The sequence below is a fragment of the Microbacterium sp. bgisy207 genome, from assembly GCF_057706855.1.
Genome location: NZ_JBYIPB010000008.1, coordinates 24498 through 42147 on the forward strand (window position 1 = coordinate 24498; position 17650 = coordinate 42147).

The following is a 17650-nucleotide window of genomic DNA, read 5'->3' on the forward strand; positions in this document are numbered from 1 at the left end:
TCAGAGGAGCCCTTCCGCCAGGGGACCCAGCGTGAGAACGGGGAAGTAGGTCAGGGCCGTCACGATCACGGCGACTCCCGCGAGGAGGCCGACGAACTGCGGTCGGTGGGTGGGCAGGGTGCCGGCACTGACCGGCATCCGTTGCTGTGCCGCGAAGGATCCGGCCAGGGCCAGCACGAGGACGATCGGGACGAATCGCCCGAGGAGCATGGCCACGCCCAGTGCGCTGTTGAGCCACACGGTGTTGGCCGTCAGCCCGGCGAAGGCCGAGCCGTTGTTGTTGGCCGCCGAGGTGAAGGCGTAGAGCACCTCGCTCAGGCCGTGCACCCCGGGATTCCAGATCGAGACGTTCTCGACATCCGAGCGGATGGCCGGGATGCCGAAGCTGAGTGCCGTGCCCGCGAGTACCAGGAGCGGAGTGACCAGGATGTACAGGCTCGCGAGCTTGATCTCGCGGGGGCCCACCTTCTTGCCCAGGTACTCGGGCGTCCGCCCCACCAGCAGGCCGCCGACGAACACCGCGATGACGGCAAGCACCAGCATCCCGTACAGTCCGGAACCGACGCCGCCGGGCGCGATCTCGCCGAGCATCATGTTGATCATGGGGATCATGCCGCCCAGGGCCGTGTAGCTGTCGTGCATCGAGTTGACCGCGCCAGTGGAGGTGAGGGTCGTCGCGCCGGCGAAGAGGGTGGAGCCGAGGATGCCGAACCGCGTCTCTTTGCCCTCCATGGCGGCGCCGGCCAGGTGCGGTGCCGTGCCCAGGCCGAGGCTCTCGAGCCATGAGACGGCGGCGATGGAGGCGACGAAGATCGACCCCATGACCGCGACGATCGCGTAGCCCTGCCGGTTGTCGCCGACCACCCTGCCGAACGCGCGAGGCATCGCGAACGGGATCGCCAGCAGCAGGAGGACCTCGAAGGCGCTCGTCCACGGGGCGGGGTTCTCGAACGGATGCGCCGAGTTGGCGTTGAAGAACCCGCCGCCGTTGGTGCCGAGCTCCTTGATCGCCTCCTGGGAGGCGACGGGACCGCCCGGGATGGTCTGCGTCGCGCCGGCGAGGGTGTCGACCGCCGTGAACCCCGAGAAGTTCTGGACGACTCCCGCCGTGAGCAGCGCGATGGCAGCCACGATCGACAGGGGCAGCAGGATTCGGCCGGACCCGCGCACGAGATCGACCCAGAAGTTGCCGATCGTGGCGGAGCCGCGGCGCGCGAACCCCCGCACGAGGGCGATCGCGACGGCGATCCCGACGGCGGCCGACACGAAGTTCTGCACCGCGAGACCCGCGAATTGGACGGTGTAGCCGAGGGTCAGCTCGGGTGAGGAGGACTGCCAGTTCGTGTTCGTCACGAACGACACCGCGGTGTTGAAGGCGAGCCCTTCGGGGACGGCGGGCAGGCCCAGCGCGTAGGGCAGGAACTCCTGCAGCCGCTGCAGGGCGTAGACGAACAGGACGCCGATGAGCGAGAACGACAGCACGCTGCGGGCGTACGCCTGCCACGTTTGCTCGGAGGTCTCATCGACCCCCGTCGCGCGGTACAGCCAGCGTTCGACGCGGGCGTGGCGGGGCGAGGTGTAGACGAACGCGATGTAGTCGCCCAGCGGCCTGTAGAGCAGGGCGAGTAGCAGGACCACGGTCGCGAACTGCAGCACCCCGGACCAGATGTCGGCAGCGTCCATCAGAACTTCTCGGGTGCCAGGAGCGCGGCGACCAGGTACACAACGGCGCCGATGGCCAGCAGCAGCGACAGGAGCGAGATGACGATCACGGCCGGTCGCCTCCGTCGGTCACGTGATGACGAGCGGGTCGGGTCTGGCGCGGGCTGAGCCTTTCGAGGCCGGGGATGAGGAGGCCGACCAGCGCGAACAGGGCGACGGTGGCGGCCACGACGAGGATGTCGAGCACGGTGTCTCTTTCGGAGCGTCGAGGCCCGCGCGGGGAATCCGTGCGGGTGCCGGGGCACGTGACGAGGAAACCGCTCCGTCCCCCCTAGGTCGACGGTCCTCACGGATTCCATACGGGCGGACCCGTCGATCCCGACGGGGTGCACACGCGTGTCGGTAACGCGGTGGGATGACACTGGATGTCACGCGTAACGGGCATGCGTTGAGAGCATCGAGCCGCCCTTGTCGTGACACTTTCCCGAGACGCCTTGCTCGAACTCGAGTCGGGCGTAGAGCGACCCGCGTCCGACGCGCTTTATAGACCTGGCTTTGAGTGGTTCGTCGACGACGGTCACTTCGATCCGCTCTTTGCCCGCGGGCGATGTGAAGGAATCCGGGGAGAGCGAAGACGCCGCGGAGGGCGCCGTGGGCCGAGGAAGGCGCCGCAGACGACGTCAACGCCGGGGATGCGGCCGAAGACGAGGAGGAGAATGCCGCGGAGGCGGATGTCGAGGCAGCGGCCGCGGCCGCGGATGTTGTCTCGCGAGGGGCCCGACGTCAGGTTGTCTCGTTGGTCATTGCCGCGTCGATTCGCTGAATGAAGTCGTTCGCCCACTCTGCCGCAAGTGATGCCATCGGGATCGCCGCAGCGGCCCAGATCCCCAGCACCTGCCGCACCGTGTACTGGAGATCGGAGTTGCTCGCAGTGGGTGGAGGAGTTGTTTCAGCGTAAGTAGTCACAGTGCCACCGCTTCCTCGTCGTTCACAACCTCGGCGCTGCCCGCGACGACCTGCCAGCGGCCCCCGACGATCGCCCACGAACGGCGATAGGTCATCGTCGCCTCCGCGAAGCGCCCGCGGTCGACAACGTGAACGCGTGATCTCGACACTGTGCTTCCCTTCCCTTTCTGCTGGTCCGTCGTTCGGTGCGTCTCGTCGATCTGCAGAAACCTCAGTGCTCCGGACGCGTGTGCGTGCAGATCGGCTGCGCGATCGACCACCGAACCGTCGGGCAGGCGGAAACGCAGATCCTCGGCAAGCAAAGCGCGCAGGGCGTCGACATCGCTCGTGCGCAGCGCTTCCAGCAGCGCATCCTCGGTTTCGTCGAGGCTGCGCCCGGTGACGTCTCGCGCGGGTGCGATAAGGAGGCGCCTTCGAAGAGCGAGCATCCCCGCCGCCGCGCCCACCCACGCCGCCCAGCCGAGAGCCTTATACACCCAGAACGCTGGATCGGGAAGTTGCGTCGCGGGTGTGACGAAGGCGGTCGACGCGAAGACGAGGACGGAATTGACCAGTGCATGGCCCCATGCAGCCGGCCACGCGCTCCCGGAAAGCTCGCGCCCGGCGCCGAGGACGAGTGAGGCCACCAAGAGGTCGACCGTCGTTCCGAGCACGGTTCGCCAGGACAGGTCCCCCTGAGCGCCGTATGCGACGAGCAGTGGGAGATGCCAGGCCGTCCAGACGGCACCGACAGCGAGGGCGGTCCACCAGAACCCACGATTCCCTCGGACGCGGGTCCAGAGGAATCCCCGCCAGCCGAACTCCTCACCTGTTGCGGAGAGGAAGGCGAGCAGCGCCACGGGGAGAACAAGCAAAGCGGTTTCGCCGAGGGCGGGATCGGGTGACCACGAGACGACGCCCACGGCGACGCCCACAACGATCTGCGCCGCGGCGACAACGAGGATGGCGGCCGTGGTGAGCCCGATGACAATCCAGGTGCGTGCCCCGCCGAAGGGTGAGGCGCGCCACAAGCTTCGTAGGGCTCGGCTGCCGCGCACGGGTCTGACCGCAAGAATGACCGCAAGTGCGGGAATCCACTGCGCAAGAGGCGTGGCAACCCCCAGGTAGTCGGCATCGACGCCGAGCAGCGCCGGGAGGCACAGCAGCAGGACAGCGCTGAAGGTGATGGTGAGGAACGTGCGCGCTTGTCGTGAGCGGGTCACTCGCGGGCTCACCCTCGCGCGTCCCGGGAGGTTCGGGCTGCCGCGAGGTCTCGCGCCGCGACCAGTGGAGTGTCCTTCCATCGGACCGCGACGGCGATGACCCCTGCGAGGAGTGCGAGCTCGATGCCGCTGGCAACGAGGTAGTAGCTCCACTCGCCGATCGCAGCGCCGATGATCGTGAGGGCGAACACTGCCGCGACCACGATTTGCATCAACCGATTGACCGTGCGCGGGATCAGTACCGACGCGGCGATCATCAGTGAGGGCACTGCGACGTACAGAACGATGCCCAACATGAAGGCTTCGTTGATGGTGAATACGAAAGCGCGTCCTGCCTCGATCTGCTCTCGGAGGTCAGCGCGGTAGAACGCGAAGATGTCGACGAACGCGACGAGGAACATGACGCTCGTCCAGAGCGCGGCGAGCCGGACTCTCGGGTCGAGCGGCCGGAACGGGGAAGAAGGATCGACGATCATGCGGGCTCCCAGCGATAAAACTTACACATGTAAGACTTGCCGCCCGATCCTACTCTTACGACCGTAAGTTACGCAAAGATGTCACAGTGAGCCGACGAGGGACCCTGACAAGGGAACGCGTGATCGCCGCGGCGGCTGCCGTCGCCGACCGGTCCGGTCTCGCTGGTGTCTCGATGCGCAGCGTGGGCGGCGAGCTCGGAGTCGAGGGCATGTCGCTCTATCACCACGTATCGAGCAAAGACGCTCTCCTCGACGCGCTCGCCGAATGGGCCATCGCCAAGATCGATCTTCCTCCGCCAGATGCGCCATGGCGAGAGGCAATGGAAACGCGCGCTCGATCCGCCCGCGCCGTATTCGTCGCACACCCGTGGTCGATCGCGATGATCGAATCACGGCCTGCGCCGAGCGCGGCCCTGCTGACTCATCACGACAGGGTCCTCGGATGGCTCTTCGCCGCCGGCTTCACCGCTCCACTGGCGACGCTCGCTTTTTCAACCGTGGACGCCTTCGTTTACGGCTTTGCGCTCAGTGAGACCAATCTCCCGTTCCAGCCCAACCCGGGCGCAGAAGCTGACTTCGCGGCAACCGTCTCACCCGACCCGGGCGCCTACCCGAACCTCTCACGGTCGCTGACCGAACTGCTGAGCAGCGGCGACTACACCTATCCGAGCGAATTCGACAACGGCCTCACCCTCATCCTCGACGCCATCCAGGCTCAGCTCGACGCCACCCGAGTCGCATAGGACCGCCGGAGAGGGGCCGTCAGGGATCGTTTCAGTTGTGGGCACGGCGTGGGCACGGAATTCGTCTCGCCTCGGTCACCCACTCGACTGCCGCGTCGCGCCCGTTCACATGCAGTGTTCTGTTTGCGCGATCCTCACGCGCCTGATTGGACCGGCGCACCGTGTCCGGCCTTCCGACGACATCATGTCTGGCCATCTCGCCTCCGAGGGTGTCCCTCGCGCATTCGCCGAGCGGACGCACCTGATCAGCGGCCCACCCCTGAATGGGGGTGATGACGTCGCTGCACTCCCTCGATGATGAGCGAGCAGGCAATGAGTTGGAGATTGTCAGCGACCAGTGTCGACCACGAAGGAGTCACTTGATGTCAGACGCAGGTATTCGGCCCGAAGTTGCCGCTGTTATCGACCGCATTGATGACATGCGTGCGGCGCTTGCGGCTGGAGGTAGGGCCGGCGAGGACTTGCGGCGGATCCCCGACGAGATGTTCTCTGCCGTCGCGAAGACCGGCGCATTCAGCGTTTCCGCCCCGACCAAGTTCGGCGGTCTTGCGGCAAACACGCGGGAGTGCAACGCCGTGGCGCGGGCGATCGGACGGGGCGACGGCGGCACGGCATGGGTTTGCGGAATCTTGGACTCGGGCGCCTGGGTTCTGAGCCTCATGAGCGAGCAGGCGCAGCAGGATGTCTGGGGCGGGGAGGGCGGTGTGGATTCCTTCATATCGATCGTTCTCGCGACGACATCCGACACGGAGCAGGTGCCCGGCGGGCTCAAAGTCACCGGCCGATGGGCGTACGGGACCGGGAGCCGTCACGCAGGTTGGTCGCTGCTCGGCATCCCTCTGAAGAATGACGCGGGGGAAGTGGTCGATGCTGGCCTCGCGCTGATCCCGACCACTGACCTGACGTTGGAGGACAACTGGTTCGTCGCTGGGATGAAGTCAACCGGCAGCGTCATCCAAGTAGCCGAGAACGTCTTCGTCCCAGACCATCGCATCTTGCCGCTCACTGCCGCCGTCGACGGCCAACACCTTGGCGACAATCCCGAACAGACCTACCAGACGGTGTTCGTTCCGTCGCTGTTCATGAAGCTGGTTGGACCCCACCTTGGGATGGGCCGCGCGGCACTCGATTTTGTGATCGCGAAGGCGGACACGAAGGCCATCGCCTACACCGGCTATGAGAAGCAATCAGACTCCGCCTCCTTCCAGGTACAGATCGCGAAGGCCGCGCTCCAGTTGGACGCAGCCGAACGGGTGGCGGAGGAGGTGGCGGATCAGATCTACGATGCCGCCGAGCGAGGCTACTATGCGCCGTATGCCGAGCGGATCGAGATGCGCGCGAAGGCCGGGTGGGTGGTCGAGACCATCACCACCATGATCCACGAACTGATGACCGCGCACGGGTCTGCGGGCTTCGCTGAAGCGTCCGTTCTCCAGCGCATATGGCGGGATCAGGCAACGGCGAGTCGCCATGGACACACCCTCGGGATGAGTGGGTACGAAGCATACGGAAAGGTGCTGTGCGGACGCGAAGAGGAAGCACGATTCGTGCTTCCGATCGTCTAATCGGCGCGCGGACCCAGCGAGAAGGACAATCGATGTCCCGAGAACGAGCCGATCAGAACATCTCCGCGGAGGAGTTCACCTACGCCTTTCGCCACCACCCCGCCGGGGTTGCAATTGTCACCGCCGACGCAGGTGACGGACCGGTAGCGATGACCGTCAGTTCGGTAGCCTCCGTCTCGATCGATCCGCCAACGCTGGTCTTCTCCGCCTCGGCGCGCTCGTCGAGCACCCCCACCATCGCGCGCGCCGAGACCCTGATCGTGCACATGCTGGCGTCGGACCAGGTTCAGCTTGCCAAACTGGGCGCTCGCAGCGGAGCTGAGCGCTTTGGTGAAGACATCGAATGGGACAGGCTCCCATCGGGGGAACCATACTACCCGCGAGCCAACTCGTGGATACGGGGACGAGTCGCGGACCGGTTCGAAGTGAGGGACGCCACGCTCGTCGTCGTAGAAGCCATCGGGGCAAGTCCACGTAGGGCGGACGGACCGTGCCAGGAGCCGAACCCGCTCGTGTACCACAACCGAAAATGGTTCGTGCTCGACAGAAAGTCGATGCTGCCCGAATCGCTGGTTCCGTTCTACGTCGTATATGGCCGTGGAGACTAGGCGATCCGCGCTACCCAAGATCGAGCCCATTCGACCGCATCCAAAGGAGAAATGAATGGCGAACGGAAGAATTGCGCATACGAGAGCGCCCGTCGTACCTGGCATCTCGGACAGTGTCCGAGTAACCGCAGGTGACCTTCTCTTCATCTCCGGCCAGGTCGGATTCGAAGCGGACGGTTCGGTCCCCAGCGATTTCGTTCGCGCCATCGAGCTCACCTATGCAGAACTCGAGCGCGCACTCGCGGCAGGCGGAGCGACCTACGAAGACCTCGTTCGCGTGAACGTCTACATCACACAGCTCGATCAAGACAAGCTCGCCATGTGGCGCCGGACTCGAAACGCAATTGTGCAAGTGGCCGAGCCCTCAGCGAGCACCGTCATCGGTGTGCACTCGTTGTACAACGGAGCAACAATCGAGATCGACGCGATCGCGGCGGTCTAGCCATAGGTGCGCACTGCCGAATCTCACCCAACAGCAAACTCACCCGCCGCCGGGGTATCCGGCGAACACAAGCCCTGCTATTCAGGGGAAAACCTGCTAGCGTCGGTTGCCGACTCGCGCAAATGAAAATGAAGGAGACACAATGACAGTGCACCCTGATGCCAGAAGGTTCCTCGACATCGTCGCAGGCTCACCGCCGGCGGACACTCAGACAGTTGAACAGAACCGCGCCGCCCTCAGCAACGCGCTCCCACTCACAGGTGCGACAACGGAACTTCCATATGTCGAGGACACGACGATTGCCGGCGTTCCCGTGCGGCTGTACAGCGCTACCCCTGTGGAGCATGACGCGCCAGCCGTGATCTACTTCCATGGCGGAGGCTTTGTTCTCGGCGATCTCGAAATCGCAGATACGACCGCACGCGACCTGGCGAAGTACTCAGGTGCCCTCGTAGTCAGCGTTGACTACCGAAGGGCGCCGGAGGCGCCATTCCCCGCCGCGATTCAGGATGCTCTCGCGGTAACTGAGGCCGTGCTTCGTGGAGACTCTGCGCTGCCGATAGACGTCTCGCGCGTCGCCGTCGCGGGAGACAGCGCCGGCGGCACTCTCGCAGCAGTCACTGCGCAGCAGCTTCGAGGGCACCAACCCGCGCTCGTGCACCAGGCGCTGATCTACCCCACGACCGAGCTATCGACTGACCTCACCGGAAGCTTCGAGGAGTTCGCGGAAGGTTACTTCCTCACGGCCCGCGATAGCGAGTACTGCTACTCGACATACGCAGGCGAAAACCGGCGCGATGTGTTGGCGTCGCCGGGCTTGAACCCAGATCTGAGCAACCTCCCCGACGCGACAGTGATCACAGGGGGGTATGACCCGTTGCGGGACCAGGGCGAGGCCTACGCACAGGCAATGGCGGAGGCAGGCAACACGGTAACTTCAGTCCGATTCAACGGGTTGGTTCACGGCTTCTTCTACATGGCGGGAGTCATCGATGGCGGCAACAGCGCGCGCCGATTCGTCGGTGTGCAGCTTCAGGCCGCGCTCATGGCCTCCCTCGTGAAGACGGGATGAACAAGCCGCGGGTCGGTGGCAATGTCGGAGTTCGAAAGGCGCTACCGCGCAAGCCGCAGGGAGCCGATCAGCACGACGGTGCGAGCACGCCCTGATCGCGCCAGGATGAAGGAGCGAACCCCCAGCGTCGGCGATCGCTGGGGGTTCGCTCTTGTTGCACCGGGCCGGCGTGGGCCGGGCCAGCAGGTGGTCCAGTCCCTCCGCCGTGGCGAGATGCACCGAAGTAGTCCGCTTAGGGGAGTTCGCCGATTGCCCGGGCGAGCGCGACGGCTTGCGTGCGATTGTGCGCGGACAGTCTGTGCATGATCGACCGCAGATAGCTCTTGACCGTCTCTGCCTCGATTCCGAGGCGGTCCGCGATCTCCTTGTTCGTGTAGCCCACCGCAACGAGGGAGAGCACGTCGATCTCACGGGGAGACAACACGCGTGAGCGATGGACTGCCTGCCCGCCTGACAGACCGTGCGAGATTCGCGCGAGGCGAACGCGTAGATCGCGGTCATCGGTTTCGCGGGCAAGAGCACGCAGTTCCGCATAAGCGGCGCTGACCGCCGCCCGGTCGGGATCGGCCGGTGAGGAACGCGCCGCTTCCGTGATCGTCGCAGCCTCAAGAGTGCGTAGTTGCCGGGCGACCTCGTCGGCGACGGCGATATCGAACTCGACCCTGCGAGCGATCTCGCGCACTCCACGCAAGACGGACGAGCCCAGTTCCGCTGGCACACGGAGTGCCCCGTACAGCATTGCCCGCACCGTTCCGTTGACGACAACGGGCACTACGACGATGGATCGCAAGCGCTCAGCAGCGACGGCGTGGTCGTACTCGTGGGTGATGCTGGGTTCCGATAGGTAGTCGGCGACGGCCGCGATCTTCGCCCCGCGCAGCGCTTTGCCTCCAAGTCCGTGCCCGGCACGAATCACGAGCCCGTTGAGCGCGCGACTCGCGTTTCCCACAGACTCGTTGATCACCATCCGTGTGCCGTTCGCGGAGACCTCGCCCCCGAAGGCGATAGGCAATCCGGTCTCGCGCCGCATCGACGCGAGGGATGACGATAGGACGGATTCCACTCTGAATACTCCCGTTCTCTACTGCGGTCAACTGTCACAGTTTTGAGATCGGTAATCCACCCCTGTATGGGGGTGATGAGGTCGCGAGAGTCCGTCGATGATGTGCGAATGAGCAATGAAGCACTCATCTCTTACGCGTCCGGCACCGGCACCTCACCTTTGCTCGGGCAGACGATCGGGGTACTCCTCGACCAGATTGCACAGGAATTCCCTGAGCGAGAAGCGCTTGTCGAGACCTTCAGTGGGAGGCGTTGGACGTTCGCAGAGTTGCTCCACGATGTCGAGGCGCTGGCTGCCAACCTGATCAAGGCTGGAATCGCAAGAGGCGATCGGGTCGGCGTATGGTCGCCCAATTCCGCAGAGTGGGTTCTCGTCCAGTACGCAACCGCGAAAATCGGCGCCATTCTCGTCAACGTCAACCCGGCGTATCGCACGACAGAGCTGGACTACGTCATCAAGCAATCAACCATGCGGCTGATGATCAGCGCGACCAACTTCCGCGACACCGACTACGCCGCCATGCTCGCCGAGATCAACTACCACGACGTCGTATTCGTTGGATCACCCGGCTGGACGCGACTCCTCCAACCCGGCACCACCGAGGACGTCGGCCGGCTGAGCGACCGGGCCGCGGAACTCACGTTCGACCAGCCGATCAATATCCAGTACACATCGGGAACGACCGGTTTCCCCAAAGGTGCGACACTCTCACACCACAACATTCTCAACAACGGGTACTCCGTTGGAGAAGGTCTGCACTACACGGAGTACGATCGCCTCTGCCTCCCGGTGCCGCTCTAGTCGTCCCGGGCCTGATCGTACGCAGCCCGCCCTCTCGTCGGCAGGGTGGAGTACTCGGCGAACGACAGCGGGGGAGGCGGGGGCGGAAGAGCGGTGAACGCCTCACGCAGTCCGAGCAGGGTGGTCTTGCGCGCGTGGTGTAGCACCAGAGGTTGGACGATCACCTTCAGAACTCCTTCACCGTGACGATGTCGTACTCCGGCGAGTCCCAGTCGATGTCACCGACATCGGCAGGGTCGGTCCATCCGTCCAGGTCGATCGGCTCCGGGTCCGTCGCGCCGGAATCGGACATATAGGGCGCCGTTGCGCCGGTGGCCCTGTCGCGAAGGTTGCGATTGCGGGCGCGCTTGTCGCTGCGCTCCCGCCTCTCCATGACATCCAGGAGCTCCGTCCTCTTCGGGGTCTCGCCTGGGTCACCGGAGCCGAATCGTTCGACCAGCTTGACTGCAGCCTCGGCGACCATCCACGCCGCCTTGTCGTCGAGCGCGGTGTCCCAGCACTCGATCCACTCGTCGGTCTCTGGGTGGCGCACCCACACGGCGTTGGAGTTGTAAGGGTCGTAACTGATGTCGAACTTCCGCGCCCGGGTTGAGCCGGTGGCCGCACCTGTCAACGAGCGGTCGCGCAGTTCGGCCAGCAACGGCGAGTCGTAGGTCCGGTTGTTGAACTCGATGCCTTCGCTGCTGATCACGCGGGGTTTTGTAGGCAGGAGGGCGAAGAAGTCCTCCGCGCGGAACGGCAACTGCACGCCCGGGCCGACCTCGAACAGTACTGCGTACATCTGGTTGGGAGTCCACTCCCGCCCCGGGAACAGCGGCGACTTCAACCCGCCGTGATGTGTGTTCAAGTAGACCGTCGTGATCCATGTCTCGAACGCAAGCCGCACCGAGTCAAGCGTCAGCGTCGGGTTATCCCGCTTACCCCTGTTCGCGACCGAACTGCCAGTCGCGCCGGCCAGCCAGGTCGCAAAGCTGGTCGATGTGGTTCCGAAGTTGCGCTCGACATGCGGCTTCACCGTAGCGGCGTTCGGGGGCGCCAGCACCAGGGTGATGCCGAACGCGCGACACGCAGCCTCAAACGTCGCAGAGCGAAAGTCGGCGCCTCCGTCGATCGTGATCGCGTGAGGGAAGATCCAGGGCACAGCCAACGAGTCGTCGTCGAGGTACGGATTCACTCTCTTCATCAGCTCAATGGGAAGAGTTGCGGATCCGGAAAGCACCGCGGCAGCGGACCCTGGAATCGCACGGCGCCCCACGATGGCACGAGCCAGCAGAAGTGAGTGATCGAATCCGTTCGGCGAGTTAGCGTGGATCGCCCATGCGAGAGGCACTCGACTCGCGACATCGAAAAGCACGGTCGCAGTGGGGCGGTAGGTGTTGCCCCTGTCATCCCACACCTGCACATCCAGCAGCGTCGAGTCGATCTCGCACACCGCTCCGAGTCGGAAGGCGCTGCCGGAGAAGTGTTGGCGATCCGGACTGTTCGCGGCCGTGCGCCGAGTGGTGGCCTTATCGAAGCTGTACCGACCCGCGTCTCGCTCATTGATGTAACCCTGCAGCGTGGTGTCAGTGATATCGCAGACCGGGTCGCCCGGGTACATGCTCTCCAGCATCCGACGCACCAGCAACGCGCAGTGGCGTCGAGTAGTAGTCGGCATATCCCTGCGATCGTCCAGCGCACGGTCGATGACGGCGACCAGTCGCGGATCTGCCCTCGCGATCACAAGTCTTCGCTTGCCCCGTCTGTGCATCCGGGCGTCCAGCCCCGCCACACCGTGCGATTGATAGACCTTCCAGAAGTTGAACAGCGCCTTCCGCGAGCGGGCCAATGACGTGCCGGCCGTCTCCGCGATCTTCGACGCAATCCGCTGCTCCTGTGTCGTAATGGCAGGGTCATACTGCGGGCGCGGCCCGGTTGCAGTCGGGGCCATCGGGATACCCCGAAATGCTTCCAGCAAGTGCCTCTCCATGTCGAGTACGTCACTTGGCCAATCGCCGCCAGCGATCCGCAGCGGAAGATCCACATCACGCTTCGAGCTGCCCGCATGAGCAAGTAACTCGGGAACCGAGATGACCATCCAGTCGTCGGCGGTTCCCTCGCGGCGCAACTTGGCCTCGGTACCCCGACGCACTCCTTCCCACGCCCACGACTCCCCGTCGATCTCAACGATGTCGCCCAGCCGCAGCTTGTGCTCTTCAGGCATTGGATCTCCCCCCTTCCAGAACGCGCTCCGACGACGTGAACACGGTGTCGCTGTTGAAGACAGCTCCTAGATCCAGGTGGAGAAGACGGCGCCACGCGAGGTTGTCGACCCAAGCTGCCGCCAGCGGTGGGCATTCCGGAGACGCGATCTCGCACAACTCGCGTCGAGTGCGCCCGCCCCGGGCGGCATCGAGGATCAGCGCTTCGATCTCAGGGACCGGCGCGCAGCGCTCATGGCGCGATGCAGACAAACAGTCGAGGTTCCGCGTCGCAAGCGTGTCGTGACCGGTGAGAACTCGGTAGTGCCAGCCGAGCGTCTCGCAGGTCTTAGCAGTTTCGTCGAACTGTAGACGCGTCGCGTGCTTCAGGCTTTCCTCCGGGCGGACATCGAACAGCCCGTAGCTACCGTCTGTGAACTGAGCCAGGAAGTCGGGAACGTGCGAATATCCCGCTAGGCGCGAACCGTGCCCAAAGGCGATCGCCATCGGCTGCGCCCAAAGGCGCTCCACCTGTGCACCGAAGTCGAGCCATAGCAATTCCCAGCGCTCCTCCTGAGACTCGCACCAGACATGGCTACGCGTCCGCTGCCAGAAGTACATCGAGTTGGTGAAGCGGTGCCGGACACCCTTCGATGTGCGAACACGCCTCGGATTTATCGACGCCCAGTCCCGCTCTCCAACGTCTCGTGTGACGATCGCGTAGTCCTGGCGAACGGGGGATCGGACCGTGTCGTCGATTGAGCGGGGCAGCCAGTGGGCCTCCGTGTACGGCGAGCGACGCCGCACCGTGATCTGCTTCGCAGTTTCGACTGGACGCACCGGGACCTCCTGGCACCGGTCTATATGCGGAGAGGCGGGTGACACGCGCGACTCGCGGAGTAAGTGACATTCCGTGTCATCGAGCTCATGCCGTATGTCAGGTAAAGAGCCGTTGTGTCACGCAAACCCGTTCCCGACAACGCGCATCTTGACTCCGCTGTCTCGAGAGCCTAATCTACAACCAAATGGTTGTAGAAAGTGATCTGACGGATGCCGAGGTCGACCGTGTCTTCCACGCACTGGCTGCGGCGACGCGGCGCGACATCCTGCGTCGCACGATCGCGTCCGAGCACTCCGTCTCGGAACTCGCCCGTGAGTACGACATGTCCTTCGCGGCGGTGCAGAAGCACGTCGCCGTCCTCGAAGAGGCCGGGCTCATCATCAAGCGGGCGGAGGGGCGCGAGCGACTGGTGCGCGCCGATCCTCAGATGATCGCCCGCGCTCGCGCCCTGCTCGCGCGTTACGAAGACCTCTGGCGCGCCCGCATTCAGCGCCTCGACGACCTGCTCGCCGAACCGACCGACCTCCCCCCCACCCCCACGAAAGGGACCTGACGATGCCCGTCACCTCTGTCACCACCGACCCCGAAGCGCTCACGATGACCCTCGTCGGCGACTTCGCGGCGCCGGTCGAGCGCCTGTGGAAGGCGCTCACCGAGCCGGCCCAGCTGGAACGGTTCTGGGGGCCTCCCGGGTACCCCGCGACCTTCAGCGAGTTCGACTTCACCCCCGGAGGGCGGGCTTCCTACGTCATGACCAGCCCCCAGGGCGACCGCTACGGCGGTGGGTGGGAGTTCATCGACATCGACGAGCCGGTCTCGTTCAGCGTGCTCGACTACTTCACCGACGAGAGCGGGGCGCGCAACGACGAGATGCCGTTGCAGCGCATGGTGTTCCGGTTCGAGGCGACCGAGACCGGCTCGCGGCTGACCAACGTCACCTCTTTCACGTCCTCCGAGGCGCTCGAGCAGGTCATCGCGATGGGCGCGATCGAAGGGTCGACCCTCGCGATCAACCAGCTCGACCGCGTGCTGCAGGATCTGCGCGAGTATGCGCAGGGCAAGGGCACGCAGACCGAGATCCTCAGCGACACGCACGTGCGCATCACGCGCCTGGTGAACGGCCCCCGCGAGCTGGTGTGGCGCGCCCACACCGAGCCCGAGCTCATGAAGCGCTGGCTGCTCGGTCCCGACGGATGGCGGATGTCGGTGTGCGAGATCGACCCGGCAGTCGGAGGTCGCTACCGCTACGCGTGGGAGCCGCTGGAGGGCACTGAGGGGGAGGGGTTCGGGTTCGACGGCGAGACGCTCGTGAGCGTGCCGCCGGTGCGTGCGGTGACGACCGAGCACATGACCGGCACCGACTATCCGTCAACCGTCAACGACCTGAATCTCTACGAGGAGGACGGCGCGACGCTCATCACGGTGCTCATCGAGTATCCCGACAAAGACACGCGCGACATGGTCCTGGCCACCGGGATGACCGAGGGCATGGAGACGAGCTACGCGCGGCTCGAGCGCGAGGTGCTCGCCGGCTGAGGGGCACGCAACGAAGAGGGGGCGGATGCGGCGGCATCCGCCCCCTCTTCGTCGTTGCGTGACGGCATCCGGATGCCGAGGGTTTGCGTTCGCGGTACTCAGTGTTACTATCTACCGGTAGTCAATAACACTGAGTAGTGAGGATGCCGATGGGCAAGCAGATGACCGAGATGCTCAAGGGCACGCTCGAGGGCATCGTCCTCGCGCTGCTGGCGACCGGCTCGGCCTACGGGTACGAGATCACGGCGAGGCTGCGCGAGCGCGGCTTCACCGACATCGCCGAGGGCACGATCTACGCCCTCCTGGTGCGCATCGAACAGCGCGGTCTCGTCGACGTCGAGAAGGTTCCCTCCGAGAAGGGGCCGCCGCGCAAGGTCTACACGCTCAACGAACGGGGCCGCGAGGACCTCGACGAGTTCTGGCGCACCTGGGGCTTCCTCTCCGAGCGCCTGGCACAGCTCCACACGCACGACGGATCCGACGAAGGGAACAACTGACCATGGCCGCGAACTGGATCGAGCTGGTCACCGGCTCGCTGGATGACAAACGCCGCTGGCGCGCGTACAAGGCGCGCGTCAAGCAGCTGCCCACTCCGTATCGCACGGCGATCGAGGGGATCGAGCGCTACCTCATGTACACGGGAGGCCCCGATGGCGGCGCCCGGCTGATGGCGATGTTCGACGACCTCGGTGACCTGTTCGAGCGCGCAGCGATCGATGGCACCCCGGTGCGCGAAATCGTCGGCGAGGACCCCGTCGCGTTCGTCGAGGAGTTCAAGAGCAACTACGGCCTCGGCAAGTGGCTCTCGAAGGAGCAGCAGCGGCTCGCCGATGCCATCGCGAAAGCCGACACGCAGGCCGCCTCCGGAGCCGGCGAGGTCGCGCCATGAGCGCCGCGTCGGTAACGTCCGTCGCCCCGCGCACCGCGACGCCCCCGGCGATCCGCACGCGCGGCATCACGAAGGCCTACAAAGAGCTGGCGGTGCTGCGCGGGGTGGATCTGGACGTTCCCGCCGGGTCGATCGTCGCCCTGTTGGGCTCCAACGGCGCGGGCAAGACGACCCTGGTCCGCATCCTTGCCACCCTGCTGCACGCGGATGCCGGGACTGCCGAGGTCGCCGGCAACGACGTGGCGTCCGCGCCCGGACGGGTGCGCGAGGCGATCAGCCTCACGGGGCAGTTCACGGCGGTGGACGACGTGCTGACGGGGCGAGAGAACCTCACCCTCGTCGCGCGGCTGCGGCACCTGCCCGATCCGCGATCGGTCGCCGACGCGCTGCTGGCGCGGTTCGCGTTGACGGATGCCGCGGGCCGCCCCGCCGGCACCTATTCGGGCGGGATGCGCCGCCGGCTCGACATCGCGATGAGCCTCATCGGCGACCCGCGGGTCGTCTTCCTCGATGAGCCCACGACGGGCCTTGACCCGCAGGCGCGCCTCGAGGTCTGGGACGCGGTGCGAGGACTCGCGGCAGCCGGCACGACGGTGCTGCTGACGACGCAGTATCTGGACGAAGCGGAGCATCTTGCCGACCGCATCGCGATCCTCCACGAGGGCCGGATCATCGCCGACGGGACCCTCGAGCAACTGAAGGCGCTCCTGCCGCCGGCGACCGTCGAGTACGTCGAGAAGCAGCCGACCCTGGAGGAGATCTTCCTGGCGATCACGAAGAGGAACGAGCAATGAGCATGCACACTCTCACCGACACGGCGGCGCTCACGGGCCGCTCGCTTCGGCACATCCTGCGCAGCCCCGACACGATCATGACGACAGCGGTGATGCCGATCGGCATCCTGCTGCTGTTCGTCTTCGTGCTCGGGGGAGCCATCGAGACGGGCAGCCAGTCCTACATCGACTACCTGCTTCCCGGCATCCTGCTCATCACGATCGCCTCGGGGGTCTCGTACACCGCGTATCGCCTCTTCCTCGACCTGCAGGGGGGAATCTTCGAGCGGTTCCAGTCGATGCCCATTGCGCGCTCCAGCGCCCTGTGGGCCCACGTCCTCACGTCTCTGGTGGCCAACGGCGTGTCCCTCGCGCTCGTCGTGGGCGCTGCCGTGCTCATGGGCTTCCGCTCGGGTGCGGGGATCCTCGCGTGGGTGGCGGTCGTCGGCATCCTGTTCCTGTTCACCGTGAGCCTGACGTGGCTCGCCGTGCTCGCGGGGCTGTCGGCGAAAACGGCCGACGGAGCCATCGCGTTCTCGTACCCGCTGATCTTCCTGCCGTTCATCAGCTCGGCATTCGTGCCCACCGACACGATGCCCGGCCCGGTGGCCTGGTTCGCGCAGTACCAACCGGTGACCCCGATCGTCGACACGATCCGTGCGCTGCTGGCGGGGCAGCCCGTCGACGCCGACATCTGGATCGCCCTGGCCTGGATGCTCGCCATCCTGGTCGTCGGCTACGTCCTCGCCATGCTCCAGTACCGCCGCCGGATCCGCTGACGGCGGGGGCGCGGGCGATCAGCCGAGGGGCGATCCCGCCGCGAGCAAAGTG

Annotated in this window: 22 protein-coding genes; 12 read left to right on the plus strand and 10 right to left on the minus strand. The window is 65.4% G+C overall.

Features of this window, described 5'->3' with window-relative positions:
• The 6 genes from kdpA to AC3ENO_RS09215 all read right to left on the minus strand — a co-directional run bounded on the left by kdpA (position 1) and on the right by AC3ENO_RS09215 (position 4306).
• Positions 1–1683, minus strand: a complete 1683-nt coding sequence (gene kdpA / locus AC3ENO_RS09190) for a potassium-transporting ATPase subunit KdpA (protein ID WP_434970337.1) — start codon at positions 1681–1683, stop codon at positions 1–3.
• Positions 1683–1772, minus strand: coding sequence for a potassium-transporting ATPase subunit F (locus tag AC3ENO_RS09195; RefSeq protein ID WP_434970338.1), 90 nt, complete (start codon positions 1770–1772; stop codon positions 1683–1685). Before AC3ENO_RS09195 ends, kdpA begins: the two co-directional genes overlap by 1 nt.
• Positions 1769–1909, minus strand: coding sequence for a hypothetical protein (locus tag AC3ENO_RS09200; protein WP_434970339.1), 141 nt, complete (start codon positions 1907–1909; stop codon positions 1769–1771). The genes AC3ENO_RS09195 and AC3ENO_RS09200 overlap by 4 nt, the downstream gene beginning before the upstream one ends.
• Positions 1910–2445: 536 nt before the next feature.
• Complete coding sequence (locus AC3ENO_RS09205; RefSeq protein WP_133177950.1) at positions 2446–2628, minus strand: hypothetical protein; 183 nt, start codon at positions 2626–2628, stop codon at positions 2446–2448.
• The gene (locus AC3ENO_RS09210) at positions 2625–3830 is read right to left on the minus strand and encodes a CPBP family glutamic-type intramembrane protease (RefSeq protein WP_228179302.1); all 1206 of its coding nucleotides are present in this window, start codon (positions 3828–3830) and stop codon (positions 2625–2627) included. The genes AC3ENO_RS09205 and AC3ENO_RS09210 overlap by 4 nt, the downstream gene beginning before the upstream one ends.
• An 8-nt stretch (positions 3831–3838) precedes the next feature.
• Positions 3839–4306: a DUF6326 family protein gene (locus tag AC3ENO_RS09215; RefSeq protein WP_195692604.1), complete on the minus strand. Its 468-nt coding sequence runs from the start codon at positions 4304–4306 to the stop codon at positions 3839–3841.
• A gap of 86 nt (positions 4307–4392) precedes the next feature.
• On the opposite strand from AC3ENO_RS09215, the gene AC3ENO_RS09220 reads away from it, so the two are divergent.
• From AC3ENO_RS09220 to AC3ENO_RS09240, 5 genes are all read left to right on the plus strand, one after another.
• Positions 4393–5049 carry a TetR/AcrR family transcriptional regulator C-terminal domain-containing protein gene (locus tag AC3ENO_RS09220; RefSeq protein ID WP_195692603.1) on the plus strand — a complete coding sequence of 219 codons (657 nt, stop codon included), beginning with the start codon at positions 4393–4395 and terminating at the stop codon, positions 5047–5049.
• Positions 5050–5321: 272 nt separating this feature from the next.
• The gene (locus AC3ENO_RS09225; RefSeq protein ID WP_434970340.1) at positions 5322–6614 is read left to right on the plus strand and encodes an acyl-CoA dehydrogenase family protein; all 1293 of its coding nucleotides are present in this window, start codon (positions 5322–5324) and stop codon (positions 6612–6614) included.
• Between the two features lie 32 nt (positions 6615–6646).
• Positions 6647–7222 (plus strand): flavin reductase family protein, encoded by a 576-nt coding sequence (locus AC3ENO_RS09230; protein WP_228179300.1) that lies wholly within the window; start codon positions 6647–6649, stop codon positions 7220–7222.
• Positions 7223–7277: 55 nt separating this feature from the next.
• Positions 7278–7664: a RidA family protein gene (locus tag AC3ENO_RS09235; RefSeq protein ID WP_195692601.1), complete on the plus strand. Its 387-nt coding sequence runs from the start codon at positions 7278–7280 to the stop codon at positions 7662–7664.
• 142 nt (positions 7665–7806) lie between these two features.
• Positions 7807–8736 carry an alpha/beta hydrolase gene (locus AC3ENO_RS09240; RefSeq protein ID WP_228179299.1) on the plus strand — a complete coding sequence of 310 codons (930 nt, stop codon included), beginning with the start codon at positions 7807–7809 and terminating at the stop codon, positions 8734–8736.
• Between the two features lie 232 nt (positions 8737–8968).
• Here AC3ENO_RS09240 and AC3ENO_RS09245 read toward each other — a convergent pair whose 3' ends face one another.
• Positions 8969–9766, minus strand: a complete 798-nt coding sequence (locus tag AC3ENO_RS09245; protein WP_454107979.1) for a helix-turn-helix transcriptional regulator — start codon at positions 9764–9766, stop codon at positions 8969–8971.
• A gap of 141 nt (positions 9767–9907) precedes the next feature.
• Between AC3ENO_RS09245 and AC3ENO_RS09250 the strand changes: the two genes are divergently transcribed.
• Positions 9908–10600 carry an AMP-binding protein gene (locus AC3ENO_RS09250; RefSeq protein ID WP_228179298.1) on the plus strand — a complete coding sequence of 231 codons (693 nt, stop codon included), beginning with the start codon at positions 9908–9910 and terminating at the stop codon, positions 10598–10600.
• On the opposite strand, the gene AC3ENO_RS09255 is transcribed toward AC3ENO_RS09250, so the two are convergent.
• From AC3ENO_RS09255 to AC3ENO_RS09265, 3 genes are read right to left on the minus strand one after another with little or no spacing between them, the layout of a single operon-like run.
• Entirely contained in the window at positions 10597–10764 is a 168-nt protein-coding gene (locus AC3ENO_RS09255) for a hypothetical protein (RefSeq protein WP_228179297.1), read from the minus strand. The two genes, AC3ENO_RS09250 and AC3ENO_RS09255, sit on opposite strands and share 4 nt — an antisense overlap.
• Before the next feature lie 2 nt (positions 10765–10766).
• Positions 10767–12803: a Mu transposase C-terminal domain-containing protein gene (locus tag AC3ENO_RS09260; protein ID WP_036294965.1), complete on the minus strand. Its 2037-nt coding sequence runs from the start codon at positions 12801–12803 to the stop codon at positions 10767–10769.
• Complete coding sequence (locus AC3ENO_RS09265; protein WP_036294967.1) at positions 12796–13620, minus strand: TnsA-like heteromeric transposase endonuclease subunit; 825 nt, start codon at positions 13618–13620, stop codon at positions 12796–12798. The genes AC3ENO_RS09260 and AC3ENO_RS09265 overlap by 8 nt, the downstream gene beginning before the upstream one ends.
• A 185-nt stretch (positions 13621–13805) precedes the next feature.
• Here AC3ENO_RS09265 and AC3ENO_RS09270 point away from each other — a divergent pair, with 185 nt between their 5' ends.
• The 6 genes from AC3ENO_RS09270 to AC3ENO_RS09295 all read left to right on the plus strand — a co-directional run bounded on the left by AC3ENO_RS09270 (position 13806) and on the right by AC3ENO_RS09295 (position 17598).
• A complete protein-coding gene (locus AC3ENO_RS09270) occupies positions 13806–14174 on the plus strand; it encodes an ArsR/SmtB family transcription factor (RefSeq protein WP_434970341.1) in 369 nt (122 codons plus the stop codon).
• 2 nt (positions 14175–14176) lie between these two features.
• Positions 14177–15157 (plus strand): SRPBCC family protein, encoded by a 981-nt coding sequence (locus tag AC3ENO_RS09275; protein ID WP_434970342.1) that lies wholly within the window; start codon positions 14177–14179, stop codon positions 15155–15157.
• A 149-nt stretch (positions 15158–15306) separates the two neighbouring features.
• Positions 15307–15654: a PadR family transcriptional regulator gene (locus tag AC3ENO_RS09280; protein WP_434970343.1), complete on the plus strand. Its 348-nt coding sequence runs from the start codon at positions 15307–15309 to the stop codon at positions 15652–15654.
• A 2-nt stretch (positions 15655–15656) separates the two neighbouring features.
• Positions 15657–16046: a DUF1048 domain-containing protein gene (locus AC3ENO_RS09285; protein WP_434970344.1), complete on the plus strand. Its 390-nt coding sequence runs from the start codon at positions 15657–15659 to the stop codon at positions 16044–16046.
• The gene (locus AC3ENO_RS09290; protein ID WP_434970345.1) at positions 16043–16840 is read left to right on the plus strand and encodes an ABC transporter ATP-binding protein; all 798 of its coding nucleotides are present in this window, start codon (positions 16043–16045) and stop codon (positions 16838–16840) included. Before AC3ENO_RS09285 ends, AC3ENO_RS09290 begins: the two co-directional genes overlap by 4 nt.
• The gene (locus AC3ENO_RS09295; RefSeq protein ID WP_434970346.1) at positions 16837–17598 is read left to right on the plus strand and encodes an ABC transporter permease; all 762 of its coding nucleotides are present in this window, start codon (positions 16837–16839) and stop codon (positions 17596–17598) included. Before AC3ENO_RS09290 ends, AC3ENO_RS09295 begins: the two co-directional genes overlap by 4 nt.
• The last annotated feature ends 52 nt before the right edge of the window (positions 17599–17650 follow it).